This window comes from Micromonospora pisi (genome assembly GCF_003633685.1).
GTDB classification, from domain to species: Bacteria; Actinomycetota; Actinomycetes; order Mycobacteriales; family Micromonosporaceae; genus Micromonospora_G; species Micromonospora_G pisi.
The window spans coordinates 8,136,730-8,162,782 of record NZ_RBKT01000001.1 but is presented as its reverse complement, the minus strand read 5'-3'; the positions used below and the strand labels follow the sequence as shown (position 1 = coordinate 8,162,782).

Below are 26,053 nucleotides of genomic sequence, written 5' to 3'. Positions count from 1 at the left end.
CCATGAGCAAACGAGCCGACGAGTTGGAGCGCGGCGACGGGATCCGCACCGGCCACGGTTATTTCGTGGTCGATAGCGTCGAGTCCTACGGCAGGTCGATCGAAACCGATTCGCCGTCGTGGCTGATGGGCTGGGTCATCGGCGCCAAGCGGGCGACGCCCGGCACTGAGGTGCTGATGGTCAGAACCACGAAGGGTTACCACTACCCGTTCGCCGCCGACTACGAGGTGAGCACCTACGACCCGATCCAGAAGGCGAAGGACGACGCAACCGTGTCGGCGGCGATCAACGCCCGGTTGCGACGCGACGGGTTCGGGTTCTTCGCATCGGACGGTGCCCGGTGACCACGCTGACCGCCCCGCTGTACCTGGACCATCTCTTCGACCTGCGCGACCTGGAACAGGCGATTGACGACGGGTACGTGCGTGTCCAGTACCACCCGACGCAGCCGTTGGTGATCTACAACTACACCGAAATGTGCCAGTACGCGGGGGCTTGGACTCCGGTCACTCTGACCTGCCGGGGTCTGATCGCGCGCAGCGACACCCACGAGGTCGTCGCCCGGCCCTACCCAAAGTTCTTCAACCACGGTCAGGCCGGCGCCGCCACGATTGGCCTGAACGACCCCGTGTTGGTTACGGACAAGGCGGATGGTTCCCTCGGAATCATCTACCCGCTGCCGTTCGGTGGTTGGGCGGTCGCCACTCGTGGCTCCTTCACGAGCGAGCAGGCGGTGCACGCAACCGAGGTGCTGCGCAACCGGTACGCAAGCTTCCGGCCGACGCCGGGCACGACCACCCTGGTCGAGATCGTCTACCCGGCCAACCGGATCGTGCTCGACTACGACGGGTTGGACGACCTGATCCTCCTCGGCGGGGTCGGCATCGGCGATGGGGCGGTGTACGACCCGTCGTGGTTCGGCACCTGGTACGGGCCGATCGTGGAGCACTTCCCGGCGGCTACGTTCGCCGATGCGCTGGCGATGCCGCCCCGGCCGAACGCTGAGGGTGTGGTGGTTCGGTCGCTGGTCGACGGCGGCATGGTGAAGATCAAGCAGGCTGACTACGTAGCCCTGCATCGGATCGTCACCGGATTCAACGCCCGCGTCATCTGGCAGCACCTCATGGACGGCAAACCGCTCGCCGACCTGATCGCCCCGCTGCCCGACGAGTTCCACGACTGGTGCAAGGCGGTCGCCTACACCCTGTCGAAGCGGGTGGACGAAGCCGAAGCCGCCGCACAGTGGGTGTTTGGTCTGATCCTCGCCCAACTCCCTGACGAGTTCCCTCGCCGGGACTTCGCCGCCCTCGCCGCCCCGCACGCACTGCGGTGGGCGCTGTTCAACCTGCTCGACGGCAAGGACATCACCGCCGAGCTGTGGAAGCGGGCCAAGCCTGAGGCCGGGTGGACCCCCACCGGCCGCACCTACGGAGAGGACGCGGCCTGATGGCCAAACTGATCATCACCCGTGGGCTCATGGCCTCCGGAAAGACCACCTTCGCGCTAGCACTACGAGACGAGATGCTGGCCGCCGGACAACCGGTCGCCCGCGTCAACCGCGACAGCCTCCGCCGACTGTTCCACGGCAAGCCGCTCTACACCGACGAGGCCGAGCAGCAGATCACCGTGGCGCACCAAGCCCAGGTCCGGGCGCTGCTCCGCTCCGGCGTCAGCGTCATCGCGGACGACACCAACCTGCCGGCCAGTGCGGTGAAGGGTTGGCAGAAGCTCGCCGCCCAGGTCGGCGCCGAGTTGGTCATCCGGGACGAGTTCTTGGAGGTTCCGGTTGACGAGTGCGTGCGCCGGGACGCACTCCGGGAGGGGCACGACCAGGTCGGCGAGGAATTCATCCAGAAGACGTTCGACCGGTACCTCAAGCAGGCCAAGGGCAAGCGGCTACCGATCCCGGAGCTGCCGACCGCCCCGGTCGCCGAACAGTACGTGGCGCCGGCCGTCGCCCCATCGATCGTGCTGGTCGACCTCGACGGGACCATGTGCCTCCACGAGGGCCGCCGGTCGCCGTACGACGAAACCCTTGTCGGCGGCGACGCCCCGAACATGCCGGTACGGTCCGCCGTGCTGGCCATGGTCCACGCGGGGCACCGGGTGGTCTTCATGTCTGGCCGGTCTGAGGGCTGCCGTGAGGCTACCGAGAAGTGGTTGGCGGAGCACTACCCGTACGCGTACGAGGGTCTGTTCATGCGCGCGGCCGGCGACGGCCGGGACGACGCGGTCGTGAAATTGGAGCTGTTCAACGCCCACGTCCGGGACCGATACCGGGTCGCTGCGGTGTTCGACGACCGGGACCGGGTGGTCCGGATGTGGAGGTCGCTCGGCCTGACCGTGTTCCAGGTAGCCGATGGTGACTTCTGAAATGGTGCCCACCAATCTACTGCTGGCCGGCGTGGTCGGGTCGACCGCCTACGGGCTGGCCGGCCCCGGTTCGGACGTGGATCGGCTCGGCCTGTTTGCCGCCCCCACCGAAGCCGTCCTCGGGCTGACCCCGCCGAAGGACACCCACGTCACCAACAAGCCGGACGCCACGTACCACGAGGCGGCGAAGTGGTGCCGGCTCGCGTTGGGGGGCAACCCGACGGCGATGGAGCTGGTGTGGCTCGACGAGTACGAGACCCGAACGCCACTGGGTGACGAGCTGATCGGCATCCGGTCGGCGTTCCTGTCCGCGCACCGGGTCCGGGACGCGTACCTCGGGTACGCCATCGGCCAGTTCGGGCGGCTCACGGCCCGCGGCGACGGTTCGTTCTCGGCCGACACCAGGAAACGCACGGCGAAGCACGCCCGGCACCTGGCCCGCCTGTGCCAGCAGGGGTACGAGCTGTACACCACCGGCAAGCTGACGATCCGGGTCCACAACCCGGAGGAGCTGCACAAGTTCGGTGAGCGGGTCGCCGACGGGGCGCTGAACGACGCCGAGCACCTGATCGCCATGTACAAGCACATGTTCGAAAAGGCCCGCACGGTGCTCCCGGACGAGCCGGACCGGACCCCGGTGGAGGCGTGGTTGCTGCGGGCCCGCCGGGCGCATCTGGCCCCGGCGTGACCGGCGGCGGGTTCGAGGCCGCGTCCACCGAGACGCTGCACACGATCCGGGCCAACCTGCTGGCCGGCCTGGACCGGGTTGCAGGGCACCTCGCCGCCGGCACGTTCCACCGGGTGGGGCCGAAAGGGTCGGCCCCACCCGCGCAGTCCGGGCTTCTCACGCTCGCCCTCCTCGAAGGGGTTGACGCGGAACTGGCCCACCGCAACGAGACATCGAAGGAGGCAGCATGACCGACTCCAAACCCCCGATCTGGCTACTCGACATCGACGGGGTCATCAACGCCATCAGCCGCAAACCCGTCACCCCTGTGTGGCCCAAGCACCAGTGGTTCACCGGTCGTGCCCGCAGCGGCGGCCAGGACTGGCCGATCCTCGCCGCCACCCCCGTTCTCGACTTCCTCCGCGACGCCCACGACCGCGGCCGGGCCGAGATTTGGTGGCACACCACCTGGCAGGACGAGGCGGTCAACCTGTCGAGACTGCTCGACCTGCCGCACTTCCCGGTGCGCCCCGCCCCGGATTTCACTGAGTGCCCCCAAGGGCTCGCCGGCCTGGCCGCGTTGTCGACGCGGCGCGGGTGGTGGAAGTACCCGGCCGCGGAGCGGGTGGTGGGAATCGAGGGTCGGGCCCTGGTCTGGACCGACGACGACGCCAACTGGGAGCTGCGTGCCCACGACGACGGTGCCGCACTGGCCAAGCACGCACCGACGCTGATCGTGTCGCCGAAGACCGGTGTCGGGCTGACCCGGAAGCACCTGGACCTGATCGACCGGTTCCTTACCGATCAGGCTGGCTGATGCCACGCTACGACCCCACGCAGGCAGCCCGCCGCGACCCCGCCCAGGTCGAAGCCATGCTCGCCGAGTCACAGATCATTGCCCGTACCGAGCGGGAGATCGCCGCTGCGATCGAGTCCCTGACCGAGCAGTACCCGGCGACCGCCCACCCGGCGATCATGCACGCCGCCCGGGTGGCGCTCGGGAACACACCGGAACGGTGGTGCCACCGTGGCTAACTACCTACTCGGCCTGCTGACGATCCCCGCCTTCATCGCGGCCGGGTTCCTCCTCCGGGCCGCCCACCTACGGGTCGGCTACTACATTTCCCGGCTCGCCCCCACGCAGCCGTACCGCCGCGCCACCCTGGCCGGCGACCTGTTCGCCGCGCGCCGCGCGTACGTCATCCGCCTGCGCCACATGTCTGTCGCACTGGTGCTGGGCACCGACCGGCAGATCAGCAGCCAGGCGAAGGCCGCGCTGCTGGACGAGTTCCTGCCACCCGAGCCGGAGGGGACTGCGTCCATCGTTCCCCGTCGCCCACCTGCCACTGAGGAGATGCCATGACCGACACCCAAACCACCACCGAACCCGACATCAACGAGCACCTGCGCGGCCCGTGGCGGGCCATCCTCACCGACACGGACGGCTTTGTCCTCGATGACCTCACCGACCTCACCGACGAGGACGAAGTCAACATCTCGATCCGGCGCGGCACGGCCCTCCCGAGTGGCCCCGACTCAACCGAGGACGAGCGGATGAACCTGCGGTTGCCCAACCCCTGCTACGCCGGGGACATCATCAGGCTGTGGGACAGCCTGTACGTGGAGGACGGTGACCCGTCCACGGACGCCCCGGCCCGGTGGGCACAAGCCCAGGCCATGGCCGACGGGCTCAACGCCGCCGCCCAGCGGTTGCCCGACCCGACGGGCTTCATCACGACGGTGACCCCGTGAACGACATCCCCGAGGGCACGGTGCTGCGGTGCCCGTCCACCACCAAGCCGCCCTGCATCCGCCAGTTCCAGGTGTCCCCCGAGGACCCGGACGCCACTCTCAGCGAGGTGGTCAATCACCTGACCAGCGCCCCGCACTACCACAACCACCAGACGGCCATGCGCCTGCTCGCGCAGGTGGAGGAGGTGAAGCCGTGATCACCCGTGACGACCTCACCATCACCCGCAGCACCGCCGAGTGGGGCGGCCCGATCGCCGTCGTCACCGTCGACTTCCCCGAGCGGTGGACCAACGAGCTCAAGACCCGCACGTTTGAGCTGAGGTCCACCGAAGGACTCGACACGATCAGCAGCGACGGCGGGATCTTCGTCCACGAACTCCACCCCGGCCGGCACCGCGACCGCGACTGGCGTGGGGTGTTCAAGACCCTCGACATGGAAGAGGCCCTGGTTCGCCTGGTCAAGTACCTGAACCAGCTCCTGGACCGGCAGAATGCCGAAGTGTCGGCGAGTTCGTCGCTGGCCGAGCTGCGGGAGGCGCTGTCCGGCTTCGAGAACGCCTTGGAGGACAACTCCCGGCGGGACTTCGAGGAGGAGTGGGCGCAGGCGGTCGCCGCCATGACCGCCGTCGATATTGCACTGCGATCTCGCGGAGACGGGCACCCACCTCGGGCCGCCAACACCCGGCCGCGGGTCGTCACCCTGTGCGGGTCGATCCGCTTCGCCGACCAGTTCCGGCGCGTCGAACGGGAGTTGGCCCTGACCGGGGTGGTCGTCCTGTCCCCCGCCTTCCCCCTACCAGGGGAGCCGGCCCCGACCTCGGAGCAGATCGCCAACCTCAAGGCGAGGCACTTCGCGGCGATCGGCATGTCCGACGAGGTCATCGTGGTGTGCCCCGGCAAATACATGGGCGACAGCACCCGCGCCGAGATCGACCACGCCACACAGGCCGGCAAGCCCGTCACCTACCGGTACGAGGAAACCGGTGCTGTTGCCGGCACCGGGGCGGCGGCGATCACGGGTAGCTCAACCCCGACGTTCTGACCGGTCGGGTGTCGCCTGCGGGCGACCCGCACATCCTGACAATGTGCGGGTCGCCCGCATCTGTGTGCGCCGATCAACCGGTAACCGCGGCTGACACCGCTGGCCGCACCTCAATTGTCAGGAGAGTCCGGGCGACGACCGGCGATGACCGAAGTGCCTGTGCGACGTCCACCAGGAACGCAACCTCGCCCAGAATCCCCTGGCCGCCGTACATACCCGCCTCAGTAGCAGCGGCACGGGCTGAAGTCTGCGCCGGACGTGGGGGTGCATCCCGCAGTGCGACCGCGATCTGCGACGCCTGCACAACTGCCTCCAGTGCCCCGTCCTTCAGCCCGGCCGTGACACCGAGGGCTCGGGCGGTCCCACCGGCCTCGACCACACTGGGGTGGTCGCGCATCTGGCCCTGCGCATCCCGGATCTCGACCACCATCCGGTCAAGCCACAACCCGACGTGCGTGGGATGACGCGCCACCGCGTACCGGGATGGCACCATGCCGGGCAGGCGGATATCCGGATACGCGGCAGTGAGGGTCGCCCAGAGAGGGTGTAGGCGGCGGAAGTCGCGGTACCGGCGCCGCCACTCGTTGGCGCGGGTGAGGTGCGGCCCCCACGAGGGGATGGTGAGACCGATGATCGTTCCGATGTTGGTGCCGAGTGCGCCGAGCTGGGCGACTGGTTCCCAGCGGGTTGGGTCGCCCCCGAAGGCGGGGGCGATTACATCGGCGAAGCGGGCGATGCCGTAGACGATGCCGATGGCTCCGGCAACCCAGGTGATGTGCAGGCCGCGGCGTAGCCACTGCTGGCCGACGAGCGGGGCGTATTGGAGGCATAGGCGGACGATGTCGATTCGACCGATGGTGAAGGTAACTAGGTACACCAGCACGTAGATCGACAACACGGACAGGCCAGCGTAGTGGGCCATGAAGTCTCGGGTGCGTTGTTCGTCGACTTCGGCGAGCGAGAAGAACAGGGCCATCAGCGGCAGGGTGACAACGCCGAGGATCAGGCGCCACCGGCCGGCACGCCATGCTTGCTTGGTGGTGGGGTGCATCCAGAACAGCAGCATCATCTGGATGAGGACCGTGTAGATGATCACGCAGCTCTGGTAGATCAGCGCGGTGATGTTCGGTACGCCTAGTGCGGCGTCGACCCGTTCCCATACCGCCGGGGTGGCGAGGGCGAATGTCGCGGTGATGAACAGGAACGAGGCGGCTAGGGCAACCGTGCCGGGGTCGCGGCCGTTGCGGCGTAGGGCTACCACCTTGTAGATGAACGCGGTGAAGTTGATCAGAGCGCATAAAGGGTACATAACGTCCTGCATGGAACTCCTCCCTACGAGTTTGTAAGAGCCTTCCCAATACGGGCAACAACGTCAGCGGCAGACTCAGGCACATCACCCAACGGCGGCGTCCCCGTCCAGGCGGTAGCCCTGGCCGCGATCATCGACGCGATCGTTTCCGCCTCGACTTCTTCCGGAATCTGGTAGTGGCTCTCCCCGCCGACCCCGCCGTGATATCGGGTACGGCCGATAATCCGCCGGACCAACTCCGGGTCAAGATCCGGCACGAGCAGGCGGTACACCTCGTCGGCGTCGACCGGCGCGGCCGTGTGGCCCGCGAGCACGTGACTCAACTCGTGCAGGGTGATGTGGTGCTGGTGTTCCAGCGATGTAGCTCCGGCGACGTACACCGCATCCACGTCCGGGAACGCGACCCACAACCCGCAAGGGCTTTTCGCGGGCATATCTACTACCTGAGTGGTGATAGGTCGACCGGTGAGCCGGCTGACCTCGGCACAGATCGCATCCAGGTTGAGCGGTACGGGCACGTCGAGTTCGGCGACGATCTTCTCGCACCTTCGCCGTAGCGCCTTTGATGACCCCACTTTCGCGTCCCCCACAGACGTCCACATGCCAATGATCAATTCCAAGATCCCCGTTCTGTCACGGCGAGTCAGGCGGGAGCCCTCCAAGCCGCCGCTCTCGCTTGATCACCTCTAGTACAAACGCCAGGGAGTCAGCCGGTAGGCCAAACGCACGCAGCGCCACTTGCCTGACGCCGCTGTCCCGTAGCGATACGAGCAGTGCGAGCTGATCTTCAAAACCCTTGACCTCCTCGTCGTCGGCAAGGAAAAATTTCGGCTCCACGTCGAACACCTTGGCCAGACCCTCAACCACCTCGGGAGCTGGATTGTCCCGTCGCCCCGTGCGCAGCATGTGGATGTACTGCGGCGAGCAGGCGACCCCCCGGCGGCGTAGTTCCTCGGATACTCGTCTATGCGTGTATGCCCTTGGTTTGCCGTCTGGGCCAGGTTCGGTATCCGGCACCGAACGGAAGAGTGTGTCGAGCCTGCGTGCGATGCGTGACTCTTTCGGATCCTCAGCGGTCAAAGCGACCCCCGTCCCTCCAGTTGAGTGATGGGGGTACAGCATCAACTGGAGGGCCAGGTGCGTCAAGACCTCCGTTGTGCCGGCAGCTCTTGAGGGGCCAAAGTCCACAGAGGTCAAGATCGCGCACTGGACGCGTACTCCCTGGTAGAAGCCCGACGGTGGCACCAATTCCGAGACAGGGACGACAGATTGGTGAAAATTCCATCCGCACAACTGGTTGACGCGGGCCACAAGCATCGCCCTATGCTGTCCGCCTCCACCTCAGTTGACAGCGAGTAATCGACGTCAACGGGCGACTATGGCACAGCGACCACGCTCAAAACAGACGCCAGCACACCCACGCAGACATCCTCGGTACGGCGACCATCACACGTACAGATGCACGCATGGCCGGGCCGTACCATTCGGAGGCAGCGCGAGACACCCCCCGTGACCTGCACCAACCCGCACGGTCACACCGCCGCCAGCCCACACCGGCACCCCGGCGGGGAGGTCCGCCCACCCGGCGCAACCTCCGATACCCTCCCCAGCGAGATCGGAGCACAGTCACCATGACCACGGACCACGGCGACCCATACGACACCACGTCGCCGCGCACACCCCTGCACATCCTCCTCACCAACGCCGCCGCGATCTTCGCTCTCGTCTCGTTCAACATCGGCGTCATCTACCTCGCGCTGACCGCAGCCAAGGTGCTCGGCACACCGCCCATTGGGCTGATGACGCTGTGGGCCGCCATGACGACCGCCCTCGGCATGATCAAGGTGAACCAGATGCTCGTCACCGTGGAGGCCCGCTGCACCCGGCAGCAGATCGCCGAGTTGACCCAGTCGGTTTCGGAGTTGCAGGCGGGGGTCGAGCGCATCACCGAGCAGGCGCTGACACAGACGAGGAAGGCCGGTTTCTGGAAGGGCGTCATCAGCCAGGCTCGCGACGGGGCGCCGTTGGACTCGGAAACCACGGGCGAGATCGTGCACCTCGACACCCGCCGGAGTAGCAACGGGGCAGGCTGAGGTGTCCGTTTAGGATGGGGATGCCCTAGCTTTTGACTCCGAAGAAACATGCCTGTGGAATGTTGGTACCGACGATGATCCCCGCCGTGGCGACCGCGCCGACCACCGCGCCCCGCTGGCCGTGCACGATCCGGCCGCCGGTGTAGCCGATCAGGATCGGCAGCAACATCCCGATCATCGGGTCGACCAGTTGGGCCAGGTGCTCGTTCGGCAGCCAGCCGGTGGGGATGAAGAGCGCGGTGATCAGGCCCCAGGCGATGAAGGCGCCGATGTTGGGCATGACCATGCCGGCCATGTGGCCGCCGATCCGCTGGACCCGGGCCTTGAACCCGGCTCCCTCGACCTCGGGGGTGTATGAGACAGCCATGAGGGGGACTCCTTCGCAGAGTATGGCTCGCGCCTATGCGCTGTGGATTCGTCTGTCGGCCCGGAACGGTCCGGGTGTGTCGCCGTACCCCGTGGTGTGGTGCGCCCGCGTCGCCATGGCCGCGCTAGCCCTGGGCCAGGAGCCGCCGGACCAGGTCCGGCCGTGGGTGGATGTGGACCCTTTCGCGGCGCAGGTCGCCGGGGCCGGGCATCCGGCTGCCGGGCAGACTCACCGCCGCCGCTCCCCAGGCGAGTCCCTCGGCGAGCGCACCGGGTCCGTGCGCGTCGGCGGCGAGGAAGCCGGCGAGCAGGGCGTCGCCCGCGCCGACCGTGCTGCGCGGCTGATCGACCGGGGACTCACCGGTAACCGCGCCGTCGGCGTCGACCAGCACCGCGCCGTCGGCGCCGAGGCTGGCCAGCACCGCGCCGGCTCCCCAGCCGCGCAGCCGTTCGGCGGCCTCGACCACGTCGCCGAGCGACTGCAGCGGCGCGCCGATCGCCTCCGCCAGCTCCTCCCGGTTCGGCTTGAGCAGGGCAGCACCGGCCCGGGCGGCGGCCCGCAGAGCCGGCCCACTGGTGTCGACGGCGAGTCGTACGCCGGCACCGACCAACCGGGCGCAGAGTTCGCCGAAGGCTTGCACGGACAGGCCGGGCGGTACGCTGCCGCAGGCCACCACCCATTGCGCGGTGTGGGCGGCGGTCAGCACCGCCTGGGTGACGGCGTCGAACTCGGCCGGTGCGAGCAGCGGGCCGGACTCGTTGATCTTGGTCACGGTGCCGTCCGGTTCGGCCAGGGTGACGTTCGATCGGGTACGACCGGCGATCGGCACCGCGACCAGGTCGACGCCCTCGGCCTGGAGCAGCGCGACGAGCTGCGCGCCCTCCTCGCCGCCGCAGGGCACGACGGCGCGTGACGCCACCCCGTTGGCGAGCAGTGCGCGGGAGACGTTGACGCCCTTGCCACCCGGGTCGAGGTGGGCGGAGGCGGCCCGGATCACCTCGCCGCGTACCAGCGCGTCGATTTCCATGGCCCGATCCAGGCTCGGGTTGAGGGTGACGGTGACGATCATGCCCGTACCACCCGGACCCCGGCGCCCTCCACCTCGTCGGCGAGTTCCTCGTCGAGCCTGCTGTCGGTGATCAGAAGGTCCAGGTCGGCGAGCGTGCCGAAGCGGGCCAGGTAGTCGTTACCGATCTTGGTGTGGTCGGCGAGCAGCACCACCCGGCGGGCCGCCGCGATCATCGCCCGTTTGACCGCCGCCTCGGCCGGGTCCGGAGTGGTCATCCCCCGCTCGACCGAGCAGCCGTTGGTGCCCATGAAGGCCACGTCCACGTACATCTCGGCGAGCGGGCGCAGGGCCCAGTCGTCCACCGTGGCCAGTGTCTTGCCGCGTACCCGACCGCCGAGCAGCAGCACGCTGAGGTTGGGGCGGACCCCGAGTGCGGCGGCGAGCACCGGGGAGTTGACCACCACGGTCAGCTCCCGGTCGGCGGGGAGCAGCTGGGCCAGTCGGGCGGTGGTGGTGCCGGCGTCGAGAATGACCGCGCCCTCCTGTGGCACCTCGGCCAGTGCCGCCTTCGCGATCCGCTCCTTCTCCGCGATCAGTACGGCGTCCCGGGTGGCGAGCGCGGGTTCGAAGCCGATCCGTTCGACCGGGATCGCTCCGCCGTGGACCCGACGGAGCAGGCCGGCCCGCTCCAACGCGGTCAGGTCCCGACGGATCGTCTCGGCGGTCACGTTCATGCCCTCGGCCAGCGCCATCACGTCCACGCGCCCCTCCGCCCGGGCGGTGCGCAGGATCTCCTGCTGGCGTTCCTCGGCGTACATCTGGCTTCACCCGCTTGCTCGTGTTGGCTTTCCTTTTGTTTACGCCCGCTTCTGTGGGGAGTCAACACGCCGTCGTAACTTTCTCGTCATCTCCCAGCCACGGTGCCGGTGATCCGGGACATATCACCCCACGGGTGAGTCGCGCTCAACCTGCGCACCACCGAACCGGGACGGAGACCACCGGAGAACCGGCAGGGACGGATGGCAGCGATGCCCGGTTCTGTGGTTTTCCACATCCGCCCCACCGGGTCTGCCGGCCGACCTCGACCCGGTCGGGCAACGGCGTACGTCAGCCGTGGGCGACCGCGAGCAGGTGGCTGCTCGCCCCGAGCAGGCTCGGCTCGCTCTCCACCCGGCGGAGCATCTCCAGCAACAGGGCGGTCCGGTCCGGATCGGCCAGGATCCCGTCCAACCCTGAACCGACCTGCCAGACCGGTCCCTCCACCGCGACGACCCGCTCGACCACCAGGCCCGCGTCCGTCACCTCGGCGGCAACCTCCGCCGGATGGTGGAAGTAGGCGCTGGTGAACCAGGTCCGCTCCGGGGTGGCGTCGCGGCGCACACCGCCGAGGTGCACCCCGCCGGAGAGCACGTGCTCGACCAGCGGTCGGAACCCAGGGTCGTCGAAGAAGCCGTGCACAAAACCGTCGAGGAGCGACGCGTACCGGCTGATCAACGCCGCCACGACCACACCGCCGGGGCGGACCACGCGCCCCGCCTCCCGCCACGCCGACACCCGCTGCTTCCGTTCCAGGAGGTGGTAGAGCGGACCGAGCAGCAGCACCGCGTCGACACTCGCGTCGGCCTCGGACAACGAGCGGGCATCCCCGAGCGCGGCGGTCACGCCGGGCCGGGTGGCCGCCGCGGCCACGTGCTCGGGCACCGGATCGACCACGTGCACCCGGTAGCCGGCGTCGGCCAGCGGCCCCGCGTACACGCCGGTGGCGCCGCCAACATCCAGGATCTCGGCCGGCGGGTCGGGCAACACCCGGGTCAGCACGTCCCAGGTACGCAGGAACTCCAGTCGGCCCTGCCCCTCGGCGAGGCGGTCCCGTTCGCCACCGCGCCGGTAGTATTCCGCGATCTCAGCAGACAACATCCGTCGATGCTCCAGCCAGCATCGGGACGTCGGCAATCGATAATCACGCCCCGACCACCCCGGGGAACCGCTCCGAGCAGGGCCGACGCGCCGGGCGGTCGCTTCCACGCGGGTCGCCGCAGGGGCTAGTCTGCCGGGAAGGTCATGCCATCAGGCACCTCCCCGAAGCGGAACAGGGACACCTTGAGTAGTCGGTTCGAGGAAATTGCCTGGCGCGAGACACCGATGGGTGCGATCAGCCTCCGCCGACGGCGGGACCCGGGCCTCCAGGTCGACGTCTACGAGGTCAAACTCGACGACGAATACCTCATGTCGAGCCTCTTCACCGTCGCCGAGATCGAACTCGCCCGGCTCGGGCTGGCGGAGCTGTCCGGCGACGAGCTGGACGTGGTCGTTGGAGGGCTCGGGCTCGGTTACACCGCACAGGCGGCGTTGGCGGACCCGCGCGTCCGGTCGCTGACGGTGGTCGAAGCCCTCGAGGACGTGATCGGGTGGCACCGGGACGGGCTGTTGCCGTACACCGCCGGGCTGGCCGCCGACCCCCGCTGCCGGCTGCGACACGGCGACTTCTTCGCACTGGCCGCAGGCGACGCCGGCTTCGACGACACCGCACCGGGGCGCCGGTTCGACGCGATCCTGGTGGACATCGACCACACTCCCCGGCATCTGCTGCACCCCAGCCACGGCACGTTCTACCAGCCGGCCGGGCTCCGCCGGCTGGCGCAGCACCTGCGACCGGCCGGAGTGTTCGCGCTCTGGTCCGACGATCCGCCGGAGGCGGAGTTCATGGACGCGTTGACGCAGGTCTTCCCGACCGCACGGGCCGAGGTTGTGGCGTTCCCCAACCCGCTGCACGGTGGCGAGTCGACCAACACCGTCTACGTCGCGAAGGCGTAGTCCCCCGGCCGGACGGCGGAGGTCGGTCGTCCTGACAGGACGTTGCCGGGTCCAATGTCGACGTTTTCGTCCGCTAGCTCCGGGTACGCGGCGTGACCCAGTCCACCTTGAACACGTTCAACACGTGTCGTACGCTCAGCTGGCCACAATCTGAACGCGTTCAAGAAGGGCGTCAAGCGTGGACATCAAAGTGTGGATGTACCTCGTCTACCTCGCGATCAGCATCGGCCTCACCGTCTGGGTGGCCAGCACGTTGTCCCGCAACGGGCTGGTCTTCCTGGCCGAGGTCTTCCACGACAGCGGCCTCGCCAAGGCCGTCAACAGTCTGCTCGTGGTCGGCTTCTACCTGCTCAACCTCGGTTACGTCACGGTCGCGATGAAGTACAGCGGCCACATCGGCTCGACCAGTCAGGCGATGGAGACACTGTCGAAGAAGATCGGCCTGGTGCTGCTCGTACTGGGCGCGCTGCACTTCTTCAACGTCTTCGCGCTGAACCGCTACCGGCGGGGCCGGCTGCGCCAGAACGCAACACACCCGCCACTGCCGCCGGCCGGACGACTGCCGCTGGTAACCCCGACCGGCCCGTTCCCCCCAGCGACGGCGTGACGACGCCAGCAGCCGCCGATCCCACCGGGCACGGGGCCGGTGGGATCGGCATGTTCACCGTCCTCTACGACGCGCACTGCCGACTCTGCCGGTCGGCCCGACGCTGGCTGGAGTCGCGCGCCCAGTGCGTACCGCTGGAGTTCCTGCCGGCCGGCTCGACCGCCGCCCGGCGGCGGTTTCCCGGCCTCGACCACGACGCGACGCTGCGGGACATCACCGTCGTGGCCGACACCGGCGACGTGTACGTGGGAGACAGCGCGTGGCTGGCCTGCCTCTGGGCGCTGGCCGACTACCGGGCGACCGCGGACCGCCTGGCCCGGCCACACCTGCTACCGCTGGCCCGACGGGTCGTCGCCACCGCGGCCGCCGTCCGCGAACGGCACCGGGACCCGAGATACGGTGACGACGATGACCGAGCAGACTGCACCGACGACCGCTGCGGCCGAGCCGACAACGGTGCGGGGTGAGCAGACCCGACAACTGATCCTCGACACCGCGATGCGGCTGTTCCGGGAGCGTGGGTACGCCCAGACGACCATGCGGGCCATCGCCAAAGAGGCCAACGTGGCGGTCGGCAACGCCTACTACTACTTCGGCTCGAAGGAACACCTGATCCAGGAGTTCTACCGTGGCACCCAGGTCGAACACGCCGCCGCCGCGGCCGGGGTGCTCCGTCGCGAGGTCGACTTCGCGGCCCGACTGCGCGGCGTACTGCACGCCGGGGTCGACGTACTCGCCCCGTCGCACGCGTTTGCCGCGACCTTCTTCAAGACCGCGGCCGAACCGACCTCGCCGCTGAGCCCGTTCTCGGCGGAATCGTCCGAACCCCGTGCCGCCGCGATCGGACTGTTCCGGGAGGTGCTGAACGGATCGAGCGTGAAGGTCGACCCGGAACTCCGGCCCGACCTGCCGGAACTGCTCTGGCTGGCGTACCTGGGAGTGATCCTCTACTGGGTGCACGACCGGTCACCCGAACAGGCCAAGACCCGTGCCCTGATCAACGGCGCCGTGCCACTGATCGACCGGCTGGTCGCCCTCTCCCGGCTGCGGGTGCTCCGACCGGTGACCCGCGAGGTGCTCAACCTCATCCGTACGCTGCGGCACTGACCGTACCGGCCGGTCCGGGTCAGAGCGCCTTGACGTAACGGCGAACCGCCAGGATCGCCGTCCCGCCCTGCACCTCCACCCGGTAGTCGAACATCCCGTCGTCGGTCCATCCGCACCTCGCGTAGAACCGCCGAGCCCGCGCGTTGCCGTCGGCGACCGCCAACCACGCGCGCCGGTGACCTGCCGTGGCGATGAGCCGCTCAGCCTCGGCGAGCAGCTGTTGCGCGACACCGGAGCCACGATGTTCGTACGCCACGTAGACCTGCTCGGCCTCGTCGTCGACCACGGTCACGAAACCCGCGATCCCGCCACCGACCTCGCCCGACACGACATCACCTGGGTCAGCGACGACCGTGTCGGCAACGACGGTGTCAGCGATCCTCGCGGCGGCCCGGACCTGGAACGATTCCGGCGTACGGACCGCCACCAGCGCCTCGGGCACGTTGCCGAGATGGCCGTCGCGCCAGCCGGCGTACCAGACGGTCGCGATCGCGTCGGCGTCCTCGGACCGGGCGGGGCGGAGGCGGTAGAACGGCATCGACCGATGCTATCCCCCGCTCGGGCCCGCGGCCGGCGCCCACACCACCAACGCATCGTGCCCCGGCCGCCAGGTGTTAGGAAGGGCCCCTTCCTCTACCGAAAACGATAACAAGGGGCCCTTCCTTCTCCCGGGGCGGATCAGTGGGTGAAGGAGCGGGCGATGACCATCCGCTGGATCTGGTTGGTTCCCTCCACGATCTGCAACACCTTGGCCTCACGAAAAAACCGTTCCACCGGGTGGTCCGCGACGTAACCGGCACCACCGAGCACCTGCACCGCGTCGGTGGTCACCCGCATCGCCATGTCGGTGGCGAAGAGCTTCGCCTTGGCCGCCTCGACCCGGTACGGCCGACCCGCGTCCCGCAGCCGGGCCGCCGCTAGGGTCAGTGCCCGTGCCGCCGCCACCTGGGTCGCCATGTCGGCGAGCAGGAAACCGAGCCCCTGGAAGTCGATGATGCGCCGGCCGAACTGTTCCCGCTCGCGCGCGTACGCCAGCGCGTAGTCCAGGGCGCCCTGAGCGAGTCCGACCGCGCAGGCGGCGATGCCGAGCCGACCCGAGTCCAGCGCGGCCATGGCGATCCGGAACCCGGCACCCTCCTCCCCGATCAGGCGGTCGGCCGGCACCCGGGCGGAGTCGAAGACGATCTGGGCGACGGGCGAGGAGCGCAGCCCCATGGTCCGCTCCGGCAACTGCGGTTCGATCCCGGCGGTGCCGGCGGGGGCGAGCAGACAGGAGACGCCGCCGGCACCGGGGCCGCCGGTGCGGCAGAAGACGTTGTAGAAGTCGGCGCTGGTGGCGTGCGTGATCCACGCCTTGGTGCCGGTGACCGCGTAGTGCTCACCGTCGCGGACGGCGCGGGTGGTCAGCGACGCGGCGTCCGAACCGCCCTGCGGCTCCGAGAGGCAGTACGCGCCCAGCAGCTCGCCACCGATCATCTCCGGCAGGAGTTTGCGCTGCTGTTCGGTGCCGTACGCGGCGGTCGGATAGCAGGAGAGGGTGTGCACGCTGACCGCCTCGGCGACGGCGAGCCAGCGGCTGGCGAGGATCTCCAGGGCCTGCAGGTAGACCTCGTACGGTTGCTCGGCGCCGCCGTACTCCTGCGGGTAGGGCAGGCCGAGCAGCCCGCTGCGTCCCAGGGTGCGTAGGACCTCCCGGGGAAACTCGGCCCGGGACTCGAAGTCCGCCGCCCGGGGCGCGAGTTCCCGGTCGGCCAGTTCGGTTACCAGGTCGAGCAGTTCGTGGGCCTCGTCGCTGGGCAGAATCCGGTCGACCGTCATAGCTCCACCAGCTCCGTAGGTACGGTGTTGAGTCGTTCGACGCCGTCGGCGGTGCAGACGACGATGTCCTCGATCCGGGCACCGTGCCGGCCGGACCGGTAGATTCCCGGCTCGATGGAGAACGCCATCCCCACCTCGAGTGCCCGGTCGTTCCCGACGACCAGGTACGGGTCCTCGTGGCCGTCCAGCCCGATGCCGTGCCCGGTACGGTGCAGGAACTCCGGCCCGTAGCCGGCCTCGGTGATCAGGTCACGGGCGGCGGCGTCGACTGCCTGCGCCGGTACGCCGGGGCGGACGGCCGCCACCGCGGCGCGCTGGGCGGCGTGCAGCACCTGGTAGTAGGCGACGAAGTCGGCCGGCGCGGCGCCGCCGGCGACGTAGGTCCGGGTGGCGTCGGAGCAGTAGCCGGTCGGCATGGTGCCGCCGATGTCGACCACCACCGGGTCGCCGGCTTCGATGCGCCGGTCGGAGGTGGCGTGGTGCGGGCTGGCGCCGTGCGGGCCGGAGGCGACGATGACGAAGTCGACGCTCGCGTGTCCGGCGGCCCGGATGGCGCCGGCGATGTCGGCGCCGACCTCGGCCTCGGTACGCCCCGGTCGCAGCCACCGCGCCATCCCGGCGTGCACCGAGTCGATCGCCGCGCCGGCCTCGCGCAGTGCGGCCACCTCGGCCGGCGACTTGCGCAGCCGTAGCTCCCGCAGCACCTCCCCGGCCAGCCGCTGGGTGGTGTCGGGCAGCGCGGTCCGCAGCGCCAGGACCTGTTCGGCCCACATCCGGTTCCCCAGGCCGACGGCGCCGACCGGGCCGCCGAGTGCGCGGACGACCAGCGGGTACGGGTCGCTGCCGTCGTTGTGCTCGACGATCCGTACGCCGGTGCCGGGTGCCGGTGACGCCTCGGCCGCCGGCCGTTCCAGGGCCGGTACGACCAGCGTCGGTTCCCCCTGTGCGGGCAGCACCAGGCAGGTGAGGCGCTCCTGCGCGTGGGCGTGGTAGCCGGTCAGGTAGCGCAGGTCGGAGCCGGGGGTGATCAGCAGGGCGTCCAGCCCGGCGCGGGCGGTGGCCGCCTGCGCGGCGGCGAGCCGCTGTGGTGGGTAGAGGTCGTCTGTGCGCACACCCACAGCTTAACGGTCGTTCGGGTGAGCGCCGTCACCCGAGGAGGTCACATCGGGTGGATACCCCGGGTGACCGCCCTCGAACGACCGGCGTCGCCGAGTACGTCGGTGTTGTCGACGAACTGGTCCACCGCACCCACCAGCGGCCGCGCCCGCAGGACCGGGTCGGTGACCGCCGCACGCAGGGCAGCGGCGAACCGACCGGCGTCGAGCACCAGGAAAGGCCGATCATGAAATCTCCGTACGCCGGTCTCCAGCGGCTCGGCCAGCCCGGTCTCGTTGGTCCAGTCCGCCACCTTCTCCAGCGCCCGGGCCAGCCCCGCCTCCCGCTCGGGCCAGCCCGTCACCGCACCCGCGCCCAGCGCCGTACGCAACGCGTCGGCGATCGGAGCGACGCCGGGCAACTGGGCGAAACGGCTGCCGAGCCACTTCCCGTACGGCGGATAGCAGCGACGCAGCAGCAGGCAGAGCCGCATCAGATCCCGTGCGAGGCGCCCGACCACGACCAGCGACCCCAACTCGTCGCCCACCTCCATACACCGACCGACGAAGTGTTCCTCCTGGGCGACCCGGGTCCACTGCGCGGCCAGCACGTACCGCCACACGTCGTCGGGGTACCAGGCGAGCGCCGCGCGTACCCGGCCCAACGCTCCGTCGAGTTCGTCGTGGAACACCGCCCCGGCGGTGACCTCCGCCAACCGCTGGGTCGGTACGGCCATCCAGTCGGCGACCGTCACCCCCGACCGGGGGTCGAACCCGAGCGCGTACGACAGCCACTCGTCCAGCACCAGCACCTGGACCCCGTGCCGCTCACCGCCGACGGCGAGCACCCCCAGCCGGGCCTCGGGTCCCCCGGCGAACCGGGTCGGGTAGCCCAGGAAGAACGGTGGCAGCGCCGCCCCCACCGTCGCGCCGATCTCCGCCGCCCGGTCCGCGTCACCCGGCCCCACGAAGACCTGCACACGTGCCCCCCAGTCGTGGTCGATCGAGCGCGGTGTATCCAGACCGAACAGTTCCGACCCGGTGTCCAGCCGAGCCGCCGCGTACCGCAGATCAGGGAAGTCACGCCGGATGGCGGGACCGACCACCTCCTCGTGAAAACGCCGACAGAGCACCAATCCGGGTACGAAGTCCATGCCCACAGCATGCCGCCTACGCTGAACGTCATGACTATGGAATACGTACGGCTCGGCGCCACCGGTCTGCGGGTCTCGCGGGTCTGTCTCGGCATGATGAGCTACGGATCCCCGACCTGGCGGGACTGGGTGCTCGACGAGAACGGGGCCGAACCGCTGGTCCGGCGCGCGGTCGAGTTGGGTGTCACCTTCTTCGACACCGCCGACGTCTACTCCATCGGCGCCAGCGAGGAGGTCACCGGCAGACTCCTCGGCAAGCTCTTCGACCGGCGCGACGACTACGTGCTGGCCACCAAGGTCTACAACCAGATGGGTGACGGCCCGAACGACCGGGGGTTGTCCCGCAAGCACATCATGGCTTCGATCGACGACTCGCTGCGCCGTCTCGGCACCGACCACGTCGACCTCTACCAGACCCACCGCTGGGACTACGACACCCCGATCGAGGAGACCATGTCGGCGCTGCACGACGTGGTGCGCGCCGGCAAGGCCCGCTACCTCGGTGCGTCGAGCATGTACGCCTGGCAGTTCGCCAAGGCGCAGCACGTCGCCGAGCGCAACGGCTGGACCCCGTTCAGCTCCATGCAGCCGCACTACAACCTCGTCTACCGCGAGGAGGAGCGGGAGATGCTGCCGCTCTGCCTCGACCAGGGCGTCGGCGTCATCCCGTGGAGTCCGCTGGCGCGCGGCCTCCTGGCCGGCACCCGTGGCCGGGGCGACGAACGGCGGACCACCCGGGCGCACTCGGACAGCTTCGGCGACACCCTCTACGACGAGTCCGACTTCGCCGTGGTCGACGTCGTCGACCGGATCGCCGACCAGCGTGGGCTGCCGTCCGCGCAGGTGGCCCTCGCCTGGCTGCTGCACCAGCCGGCGGTGACCGCCCCGATCGTCGGTGCCACCAAGCCCGGCCACATCGAGGACGCGGTCGCCGCGGTCGGGATCACTCTCGACGACGACGAACGTGCCGCGCTGGAGGCGCCGTACCGGCCACACCCGGTGCGCGGCCACTCCTGACGTACCGCCTGGGCGGCTCGTGCCGGGGCGTCGGCTCCGGCACGAGCCGCGACTGTGCCAGGCTGTCGTACGTGACCGACCGACGCCCCCTGCTCCTCGTCGACGCGCCAAGCCTCTATTTCCGGGCCTACTTCGGCATTCCGGAGTCAGCGGCCCGTGCCCCGGACGGCAGCCCGGTCAACGCCGTCCGGGGTTTTCTGGACATGCTCGCCACACTGATCCGGACCCGCCGGCCGGACCGGCTCGTCTGCGCGCTGGACTACGACTGGCGACCGGCCTGGCGGGTGGCGCTGCTCCCCTCGTACAAGGCGCACCGGGTCGCGCCGGCCGGTGGTGAGGTGGTGCCGGACACGCTGGTCCCCCAGGTGCCGCTGCTGCTCGAGGTGCTGGCCGCGATCGGCATCCCGGCGATCGGCGCCGACGGGTACGAGGCGGACGACGTACTCGGCACCCTCGCCACCACCCAACCTGGACCGGTCGAGGTGGCCTCCGGCGACCGCGACCTGTACCAGCTGATCGACGACACCACCCCGGTCCGGCTGCTCTACTGCGGCCGGGGAGTGGCCAAGCTGGAGGACTGCGACGACGCCGCGGTACGCGCCAAGTACGGCGTGCCGGCCGCCGGTTACGCCGACTTCGCGGCGCTGCGTGGCGACCCGAGCGACGGCCTGCCCGGGGTGGCGGGGGTCGGCGAGAAGACCGCCGCCCGACTCATCGAACGGTACGGCAGCCTCGCCGGGATCCTGGCCGCGTTGGACGACCCGACGTCCGGTTTCGCCCCGGGCCTGCGGACCAAGCTCGTCGCCGCGCTGGACTACCTGGCGGTCGCACCCCAGGTGGTACGGGTCGCGTTGGACGTGCCGCTGCCCGCCCTCGACACCCGGCTGCCGACCTCTCCGGTCGACCCGGATCGTCTGCTCACGGTTGCCGAGAAGTGGAACCTCGCCAGTTCCTGCCGCCGTCTGGTCGACGCCCTGGCCGCCGGCGCCTGAGCCCCGCCGCGGGCCCGCTCCTGGCCGGGAACGGCTACGCCGCGCCCGTCGGGAGGAGCGGGCCCGCGACGGCCCGGCATCAGCCGTGCGCGCTCGTCAGCGGTGGCCCACCGGGTGGGGGTTCGGGGAAGGGTCAGGAGACGCGGTCGGTGACACCGCGCACGTTCAGGTACGCGACGGCGGCCCGGTCCTCCTCGGTGGGTGCGGCGAGCACCGCGTAGACCAGCGTGATCAGTCCGAAGATGACGGTGAGCACGATCGGCAGCAGCAGCGTCGACGCGCTCGCGCCCGGCTGCGCGCCGCTGATCCGGTCGTGCAGCTGCACCGACATCGCCGACATGCCGGTGTAGTGCATGCCGCTCACCGCGATCCCCATCACCAGCGCCGAGCCGGCGATGGCCCACCGGCCCCTTACCGTCACCGCGAGCCAGAGGGCCACGGTGGCGGCGACGACCGCGATCACCACCGAGGCGATGACACGGTCACGTCCGTAGGCGACATGCCCGTTGAGCCGCATCGCGGCCATGCCGACGTAGTGCATGGCGGCGACGCCCAGCCCGGTGAAGAGACCGCCGATCAGGACCTTCACCACCGACGTCCGGCCCAGGCCGACGACGAAGAGCCCGATGCCGACGGTCACCACGGCGAGCACCGCGCTCGCTGCGGTGAGGCCGATGTCGTAGCGAATCGCGGTACCGACCACGGAGAAGCCGAGCATCGCCATGAAGTGCATGGTCCAGATCGCGGTGCCACCGATCGCCCAGGCGGCCAGGATCAGCCACCAGACCCGCTGGCGGGCGTTCGACGCCTGGCGCAGCCGGACGGTGCAGGTGAGCCCGAGCGCGGAACCGAGCACCGCCAGGAGATAGCTCGCGGACGGGGTCAACCACCCGTACGCGAAGTGATGAATCTCGGCCATGCTTGCCCCTGTTCGCCTTGTCATCTGGATGCACTGTGTCTTTCCCAGGCATGATGATCAAGCTGGTGACCAGGCGCAAGCGCAAGATCATGAACATCGGGGCAGATGGCGGAGAAATGCCGGATCGTGCCGGCTAGATCAACCGAAGTTTGCCGAGAGTAACCGGAGAGCTGATCGCCCGCTCACGTCGCCGCGTGATACGCGAGAACTCCTCGGTTTATCGCCACCATTGCCTGACGAGCGGTAGCCCGCAGCTCGGCGCTGGCGCCGGCCGCGTTCGAGAGCTGGCCGAGCAGGTCGACAACCTGCCGGGTCCAACGGACGAAATCGCCGGCGGGCATATCGCCGTCGAGGTTGTGCCCGCTGCCCAGCACCTTGGTCAGGGCCTCTCCCCGGGCCCACCGGTAGATCGGCCAGGCGAACCCCAAATCCGGCTCACGGGTCGATTCCAGCCCCCGGGACGCCTCGTCGGCCTCCAGCTCACTCCAGAGCTGCAGGGTGGCGTCGACGGCGTCGGAGACACCGCCGCGCGGCACCGAGGCCCGCTCCTCGCTGTCCCGCCGCGCCTCGAACACCACCACCGAGACCGCCGCCGCCAGTTCGGCCGGGGCTAGCCCGTCCCAAATCCCGCGCCGCAGGCACTCGGCGACCAGGAGGTCCGCCTCGGTCCAGATCCGACCGAGCATCCGGCCCGCGTCGGTCACCTCGCCGTCCGCGGTCAGGTAGCCGCGCGCGGCGAGCAGGCCACAGATCCGGTCGAAGGTACGAGCGAGCGAGCCGGTCCGGCCGGCCACCCGCTCACGAAGCTCGTCCGTGTCCCGCTCCAGCCGGCGACGGCGCTCCGCCCAGCGGGCGTGCTCCTCCCGTTCGTTGCAGGCGTGGCAGGGGTGCCGGCGTAGTTCGGCGCGCAACTGCGCCAGCCGGTCGTCCTCACCCGCACCGCCACGTCCCCGGGCGCCCCGCCGGGAACGGCGGTCCAGCCCAAGGCTGTTCAGCTCCGCCCCCAGGTCCCGCCGGGCCGCCGGCGAGCGGTGGTTGAAGTTCTTCGGCACCCGGATCCGGGCCAGCACCTCGGCAGGCGTCGTGAAGTCGGCCGGGGTGACCCGGCCCGCCCACCGGTCCTGGGTGAGCACCAGCGGGCGGGGCTCTCCGAACCCGGGGGCACCCGGTTCGAGCACCACCGCGAGGCCGGCCCGACGCCCGGTCGGCACCCGGATCACGTCACCCACCCGCAGCCGCTCCAGCGCGGTTACGGCGGCGTTGCGGCGCTGGGTCTGCCCCTGCCGGTTGAGCGCCCGTTCCCGCTCCCCGATCATCGAACGGAGCGAGAAGTACTCGTCGAAGTCGCCGTGGTGGCACTGCGCCTCGGCCGCGTACGCCTCCATCGTCTCCACGTTGCGCTGCACCTGGCGGGCGAGGCCGACCACCGAGCGGTCCGCCTGGAACTGCGCGAACGACGACTCCAGCAGCACCCGGGCCGGCTCGGCGCCGACCGAGCCGACCAGGTTGACCGCCATGTTGTACGACGGCCGGAAGCTCGACCGGAGCGGATAGGTCCGGGTGGACGCCAGCCCGGCCACCTGCCGGGGGTCCACCTCCGGCGACCAGACCACCACCGCGTGCCCCTCGACGTCGATCCCCCGACGCCCGGCCCGGCCGGTGAGCTGCGTGTACTCCCCCGGCGTCAGGTCCACGTGGGCCTCGCCGTTGAACTTCACCAGTCGCTCCAGCACCACACACCGAGCCGGCATGTTGATTCCCAGCGCCAGGGTCTCAGTGGCGAAGACCGCCTTCACCAGTCCCCGGACGAAGAGTTCCTCGACCACCTCCTTGAAGGCGGGCAGCATGCCGGCGTGGTGGGCGGCGAGACCGCGCTCCAGCCCGTCGAGCCACTCCCAGTAGCCGAGCACCGCGAGGTCCTCGGCGGGGATGCTGGTGATCCGCCCCTCGACCACCCGACGGATCTCGACCCGCTCCTCCGGCGTGGTCAGCCGCAGCCCGGCGGCGAGGCACTGCTGGACCGCCGCGTCACAGCCGGCCCGGCTGAAGATGAACAGGATCGCCGGCAGCAGTTCCTCGCGTTGCAGCCGCTCGACGATCTCGTGCCGCAAGGGACCGTGCCAACGTGGTCCACGGCCGCCGCTGCGCCCCCAGCCCGGCCCGTGGGTACGGCCGTCGCCCAGTTCCAGCCGGCGCAGCATCTCCCGGGTGTAACGGAGCAGTTCGGGGTGGACGTCGTGCTTACGCGCCGCGTCGGCGTCATGGAAGAGGTCGAAGTTGCGCCGGCCGACGAGCATGTGCTGCCAGAGCGGGACCGGTCGGTGCTCGCTGACCACCACCTCGGTCTCGCCCCGTACGGTGACCAGCCAGTCGGCGAACTCCTCGGCGTTGGAGACGGTGGCCGAGAGCGACACCAGGGTCACCGACTCCGGCAGGTGGATGATCACCTCTTCCCAGACCCCGCCCCGGAACCGGTCGGCGAGGTAGTGCACCTCGTCCATCACCACGTAGGCCAGGCCGGCCAGGGTCGCGGAGCCGGCGTAGAGCATGTTGCGCAGCACCTCGGTGGTCATCACCACCACCGGGGCGTCGCCGTTGATCGCGTTGTCGCCGGTCAGCAGGCCGACCTTGTCGGCGCCGTACCGGTCGACCAGGTCGTGGTACTTCTGGTTCGACAGCGCCTTGATCGGCGTCGTGTAGAAGCACTTCCGTACCGGCTCGGAGCGGGCGACCACCGCGTTGTCCCCGGTGACCAGGTCACCGTCGACCACGGGGCCGTCCACGCCCACCGCCGTCGGGCGGTCGCGCAGCGCCAGGTGGACGGCGAACTCGCCGACCACGGTCTTGCCGGCACCGGTCGGGGCACAGACCAGAACCCCGCTGCCCCGCTCCAGCGCCTCGCACGCTGAGCGCTGGAAATCATCAAGATCAAACCCTAGATCGAGGGCGAACTCTTCCAGCGCGGGAAAGTTGCTGACCTGCGCGGCCCGGCGGCGCGCCGCTGCGTACCGCTCGGCGGGGCTCGACATAGGGTCAAGATTAGTGCGTGCCGACAGCACGCGGTTGGCGAGGCCGTCGAACAGACGGGTCGGACCCGGTCGGTAGGGTGCACGACGTGCCGGACCATGCCGAACCGCCCAAGCCCCGTACGCCGAGCGGACCCGCCAGCGCGATCACGGCACCACCACGCCGGCCGGTCGAGGCGGTGCTCTTCGACTTCCACGGCACGCTCGCCCAGGTCGAGGATCCGATCTCCTGGGTCGTCGCCGGTGCCGCCGAGTGCGGAACCGCGCTCGACCGGGGCCGGGCCACCATCCTCGCCGACCGGTTGATCACCGCCGGTCGGGCCGGTGGACCGCTGCCGAACCGGATCCCGCCGCAACTGGCCGAGGTGTGGGCCAACCGTGACCTCTACGAGTACGCCCACCGGGCCGCGTACACCGGGCTCGCCGGCACGGTGAACACCGGGGTCGAAGGGCTTGCCGAGGCGCTCTACGAGCGACTGCTCCGCCCCGAGGGGTGGGTGCCCTACACCGACACCGCGGCCGCCCTGCACACGCTCCGGGCGGCTGAGATCCCGGTCGCGGTGGTCAGCAACATCGGCTTCGACATCCGGCCGCACTTTGCCGCCTGGGGCCTCGACGAACTGATCGACGCATACGTGCTCTCATACGAGGTGGGCCGCTGCAAGCCCGACCCGGACATCTTCCGGCGGGCCTGCGCCGCGCTGCGGGTCGACCCGGAGCGGGCGCTGATGGTCGGCGACAGCCCAGCGGACGCGGGTGCGGTCCGCGCCGGCTGTGCCGCACTGGTGCTGCCGGCCGCCGAGGCCGGCCGGGCGAACGGACTGGGCGCGGTCATCGACCTGGCGATCGGCAAGAACGACTGACTGACGGCGGGCGGGGCCGATCCCGTTCCC

The 26,053-nt window shown here is 69.9% G+C and carries 31 protein-coding genes and 1 pseudogene; 19 read left to right on the top strand and 13 right to left on the bottom strand.

Annotated elements, in window-relative coordinates:
* Positions 1-2: 2 nt before the first annotated feature.
* The 11 genes from BDK92_RS35070 to BDK92_RS35020 are packed head-to-tail and all read left to right on the top strand — an operon-like array spanning position 3 to position 5,834.
* Positions 3-344, top strand: coding sequence for a hypothetical protein (locus BDK92_RS35070; RefSeq protein WP_121160601.1), 342 nt, complete (start codon positions 3-5; stop codon positions 342-344).
* Positions 341-1,447: an RNA ligase gene (locus BDK92_RS35065; protein WP_246017422.1), complete on the top strand. Its 1,107-nt coding sequence runs from the start codon at positions 341-343 to the stop codon at positions 1,445-1,447. Before BDK92_RS35070 ends, BDK92_RS35065 begins: the two co-directional genes overlap by 4 nt.
* Positions 1,447-2,373 carry a phosphatase domain-containing protein gene (locus tag BDK92_RS35060; RefSeq protein WP_121160600.1) on the top strand — a complete coding sequence of 309 codons (927 nt, stop codon included), beginning with the start codon at positions 1,447-1,449 and terminating at the stop codon, positions 2,371-2,373. Before BDK92_RS35065 ends, BDK92_RS35060 begins: the two co-directional genes overlap by 1 nt.
* 1 nt (position 2,374) lies before the next feature.
* Positions 2,375-3,061: a nucleotidyltransferase domain-containing protein gene (locus BDK92_RS35055; RefSeq protein ID WP_121160599.1), complete on the top strand. Its 687-nt coding sequence runs from the start codon at positions 2,375-2,377 to the stop codon at positions 3,059-3,061.
* On the top strand, positions 3,058-3,291 hold the full coding sequence (locus tag BDK92_RS35050; RefSeq protein ID WP_121160598.1) for a hypothetical protein: 234 nt from the start codon (positions 3,058-3,060) through the stop codon (positions 3,289-3,291). The genes BDK92_RS35055 and BDK92_RS35050 overlap by 4 nt, the downstream gene beginning before the upstream one ends.
* A complete protein-coding gene (locus BDK92_RS35045; protein ID WP_121160597.1) occupies positions 3,288-3,857 on the top strand; it encodes a hypothetical protein in 570 nt (189 codons plus the stop codon). The genes BDK92_RS35050 and BDK92_RS35045 overlap by 4 nt, the downstream gene beginning before the upstream one ends.
* Positions 3,857-4,075: a hypothetical protein gene (locus BDK92_RS35040; RefSeq protein ID WP_121160596.1), complete on the top strand. Its 219-nt coding sequence runs from the start codon at positions 3,857-3,859 to the stop codon at positions 4,073-4,075. Before BDK92_RS35045 ends, BDK92_RS35040 begins: the two co-directional genes overlap by 1 nt.
* Positions 4,068-4,403, top strand: a complete 336-nt coding sequence (locus tag BDK92_RS35035; protein WP_121160595.1) for a hypothetical protein — start codon at positions 4,068-4,070, stop codon at positions 4,401-4,403. The genes BDK92_RS35040 and BDK92_RS35035 overlap by 8 nt, the downstream gene beginning before the upstream one ends.
* Positions 4,400-4,792 (top strand): hypothetical protein, encoded by a 393-nt coding sequence (locus BDK92_RS35030; RefSeq protein ID WP_121160594.1) that lies wholly within the window; start codon positions 4,400-4,402, stop codon positions 4,790-4,792. Before BDK92_RS35035 ends, BDK92_RS35030 begins: the two co-directional genes overlap by 4 nt.
* Positions 4,789-4,989: a hypothetical protein gene (locus BDK92_RS35025; RefSeq protein ID WP_121160593.1), complete on the top strand. Its 201-nt coding sequence runs from the start codon at positions 4,789-4,791 to the stop codon at positions 4,987-4,989. The genes BDK92_RS35030 and BDK92_RS35025 overlap by 4 nt, the downstream gene beginning before the upstream one ends.
* Entirely contained in the window at positions 4,986-5,834 is an 849-nt protein-coding gene (locus BDK92_RS35020) for a TIR domain-containing protein (protein WP_121160592.1), read from the top strand. The genes BDK92_RS35025 and BDK92_RS35020 overlap by 4 nt, the downstream gene beginning before the upstream one ends.
* 73 nt (positions 5,835-5,907) lie before the next feature.
* Here BDK92_RS35020 and BDK92_RS35015 read toward each other — a convergent pair whose 3' ends face one another.
* From BDK92_RS35015 to BDK92_RS39910, 3 genes are read right to left on the bottom strand one after another with little or no spacing between them, the layout of a single operon-like run.
* Complete coding sequence (locus BDK92_RS35015; RefSeq protein ID WP_121160591.1) at positions 5,908-7,155, bottom strand: MAB_1171c family putative transporter; 1,248 nt, start codon at positions 7,153-7,155, stop codon at positions 5,908-5,910.
* A gap of 11 nt (positions 7,156-7,166) precedes the next feature.
* The gene (locus BDK92_RS35010; protein WP_147457214.1) at positions 7,167-7,763 is read right to left on the bottom strand and encodes a hypothetical protein; all 597 of its coding nucleotides are present in this window, start codon (positions 7,761-7,763) and stop codon (positions 7,167-7,169) included.
* A gap of 13 nt (positions 7,764-7,776) precedes the next feature.
* On the bottom strand, positions 7,777-8,223 hold the full coding sequence (locus tag BDK92_RS39910) for an XRE family transcriptional regulator (RefSeq protein WP_211349481.1): 447 nt from the start codon (positions 8,221-8,223) through the stop codon (positions 7,777-7,779).
* A gap of 551 nt (positions 8,224-8,774) precedes the next feature.
* Here BDK92_RS39910 and BDK92_RS35000 point away from each other — a divergent pair.
* A complete protein-coding gene (locus BDK92_RS35000; protein WP_121160588.1) occupies positions 8,775-9,236 on the top strand; it encodes a hypothetical protein in 462 nt (153 codons plus the stop codon).
* A gap of 55 nt (positions 9,237-9,291) precedes the next feature.
* Here the strand turns inward: BDK92_RS35000 and BDK92_RS34995 are convergent.
* From BDK92_RS34995 to BDK92_RS34980, 4 genes and pseudogenes are all read right to left on the bottom strand, one after another.
* Positions 9,292-9,603, bottom strand: a pseudogene (locus BDK92_RS34995) (PTS mannose transporter subunit IIA); the annotation flags it as partial.
* A gap of 124 nt (positions 9,604-9,727) precedes the next feature.
* Entirely contained in the window at positions 9,728-10,672 is a 945-nt protein-coding gene (pfkB, locus tag BDK92_RS34990) for a 1-phosphofructokinase (RefSeq protein WP_121160587.1), read from the bottom strand.
* Positions 10,669-11,430 (bottom strand): DeoR/GlpR family DNA-binding transcription regulator, encoded by a 762-nt coding sequence (locus BDK92_RS34985; RefSeq protein ID WP_121160586.1) that lies wholly within the window; start codon positions 11,428-11,430, stop codon positions 10,669-10,671. The genes pfkB and BDK92_RS34985 overlap by 4 nt, the downstream gene beginning before the upstream one ends.
* 289 nt (positions 11,431-11,719) lie before the next feature.
* Positions 11,720-12,529, bottom strand: coding sequence for a class I SAM-dependent methyltransferase (locus BDK92_RS34980; protein WP_121160585.1), 810 nt, complete (start codon positions 12,527-12,529; stop codon positions 11,720-11,722).
* Positions 12,530-12,754: 225 nt separating this feature from the next.
* Here BDK92_RS34980 and BDK92_RS34975 point away from each other — a divergent pair, with 225 nt between their 5' ends.
* From BDK92_RS34975 to BDK92_RS34960, 4 genes are all read left to right on the top strand, one after another.
* Positions 12,755-13,426: a polyamine aminopropyltransferase gene (locus tag BDK92_RS34975; protein ID WP_246017421.1), complete on the top strand. Its 672-nt coding sequence runs from the start codon at positions 12,755-12,757 to the stop codon at positions 13,424-13,426.
* Positions 13,427-13,604: 178 nt separating this feature from the next.
* Entirely contained in the window at positions 13,605-14,033 is a 429-nt protein-coding gene (locus BDK92_RS34970) for a hypothetical protein (RefSeq protein ID WP_121160583.1), read from the top strand.
* Positions 14,030-14,500 carry a thiol-disulfide oxidoreductase DCC family protein gene (locus BDK92_RS34965; protein ID WP_246017420.1) on the top strand — a complete coding sequence of 157 codons (471 nt, stop codon included), beginning with the start codon at positions 14,030-14,032 and terminating at the stop codon, positions 14,498-14,500. The genes BDK92_RS34970 and BDK92_RS34965 overlap by 4 nt, the downstream gene beginning before the upstream one ends.
* Positions 14,442-15,140, top strand: coding sequence for a TetR family transcriptional regulator (locus BDK92_RS34960; RefSeq protein ID WP_121160582.1), 699 nt, complete (start codon positions 14,442-14,444; stop codon positions 15,138-15,140). The genes BDK92_RS34965 and BDK92_RS34960 overlap by 59 nt, the downstream gene beginning before the upstream one ends.
* A 19-nt stretch (positions 15,141-15,159) precedes the next feature.
* Here the strand turns inward: BDK92_RS34960 and BDK92_RS34955 are convergent, their stop codons facing one another.
* The 4 genes from BDK92_RS34955 to BDK92_RS34940 form a co-directional block, all read right to left on the bottom strand.
* Complete coding sequence (locus BDK92_RS34955; protein WP_121160581.1) at positions 15,160-15,678, bottom strand: GNAT family N-acetyltransferase; 519 nt, start codon at positions 15,676-15,678, stop codon at positions 15,160-15,162.
* Positions 15,679-15,818: 140 nt separating this feature from the next.
* Complete coding sequence (locus BDK92_RS34950; RefSeq protein ID WP_121160580.1) at positions 15,819-16,958, bottom strand: acyl-CoA dehydrogenase family protein; 1,140 nt, start codon at positions 16,956-16,958, stop codon at positions 15,819-15,821.
* Entirely contained in the window at positions 16,955-18,070 is a 1,116-nt protein-coding gene (locus BDK92_RS34945; RefSeq protein ID WP_121162858.1) for a M24 family metallopeptidase, read from the bottom strand. Before BDK92_RS34945 ends, BDK92_RS34950 begins: the two co-directional genes overlap by 4 nt.
* A gap of 47 nt (positions 18,071-18,117) precedes the next feature.
* Positions 18,118-19,206: a DUF4037 domain-containing protein gene (locus tag BDK92_RS34940; RefSeq protein ID WP_121160579.1), complete on the bottom strand. Its 1,089-nt coding sequence runs from the start codon at positions 19,204-19,206 to the stop codon at positions 18,118-18,120.
* Positions 19,207-19,242: 36 nt separating this feature from the next.
* Here BDK92_RS34940 and BDK92_RS34935 point away from each other — a divergent pair, with 36 nt between their 5' ends.
* Both BDK92_RS34935 and BDK92_RS34930 read left to right on the top strand, forming a co-directional pair.
* Positions 19,243-20,223 carry an aldo/keto reductase gene (locus tag BDK92_RS34935; protein WP_121160578.1) on the top strand — a complete coding sequence of 327 codons (981 nt, stop codon included), beginning with the start codon at positions 19,243-19,245 and terminating at the stop codon, positions 20,221-20,223.
* A 71-nt stretch (positions 20,224-20,294) separates the two neighbouring features.
* Entirely contained in the window at positions 20,295-21,215 is a 921-nt protein-coding gene (locus tag BDK92_RS34930) for a 5'-3' exonuclease (protein WP_121160577.1), read from the top strand.
* A 133-nt stretch (positions 21,216-21,348) separates the two neighbouring features.
* Here BDK92_RS34930 and BDK92_RS34925 read toward each other — a convergent pair whose 3' ends face one another.
* Together BDK92_RS34925 and BDK92_RS34920 are read right to left on the bottom strand one after the other, a co-directional pair.
* A complete protein-coding gene (locus BDK92_RS34925) occupies positions 21,349-22,134 on the bottom strand; it encodes an MHYT domain-containing protein (protein WP_121160576.1) in 786 nt (261 codons plus the stop codon).
* A gap of 182 nt (positions 22,135-22,316) precedes the next feature.
* Positions 22,317-25,163: a DEAD/DEAH box helicase gene (locus BDK92_RS34920; RefSeq protein WP_121160575.1), complete on the bottom strand. Its 2,847-nt coding sequence runs from the start codon at positions 25,161-25,163 to the stop codon at positions 22,317-22,319.
* An 86-nt stretch (positions 25,164-25,249) separates the two neighbouring features.
* On the opposite strand from BDK92_RS34920, the gene BDK92_RS34915 reads away from it, so the two are divergent.
* Positions 25,250-26,023, top strand: coding sequence for an HAD family hydrolase (locus BDK92_RS34915; protein WP_121162857.1), 774 nt, complete (start codon positions 25,250-25,252; stop codon positions 26,021-26,023).
* Positions 26,024-26,053: the final 30 nt, after the last annotated feature.